Annotated in this window: 1 protein-coding gene; it reads right to left on the reverse strand. The window is 29.4% G+C overall.

Annotation, left to right across the window (positions count from 1 at the left end):
* Positions 1-350, reverse strand: a 350-nt coding sequence (locus tag QWI17_RS01540) for a hypothetical protein (protein ID WP_302720729.1), incomplete at both ends; no start/stop codon positions are given.

The following is a 350-nucleotide window of genomic DNA, read 5'->3' on the forward strand; positions in this document are numbered from 1 at the left end:
GAGTAGCTCATTTTTTATTTTGATCCGATTATTAATCACATTTTGCGTATGGTAATCATAAGTTCTAAGAAATAAAGGAGCATTAGGATGAGCTAAATAAGCATAACAACTATCAATACCTGCTATATAATATCCTGTGGATTCTAAATTGAGAGTAGTTTGTTTTTCTGCTAAATGCGGAATGTATTTACGCGTAAACGCATTGTTATACTGAGATTTCTTTTCTGATAAACCATATAAAATGGTTACACTAACAATTCCAATTAAAATAAGAAAGAATTGTTGAATGATATAGCGTTTCCATATTTGAGAATTGTTTGCTATTCTAATGCCAATTAAAGCTAATCCTA

The sequence above is a fragment of the Gilvimarinus gilvus genome, assembly GCF_030518155.1.
Lineage (GTDB): Bacteria > Pseudomonadota > Gammaproteobacteria > Pseudomonadales > Cellvibrionaceae > Gilvimarinus > Gilvimarinus gilvus.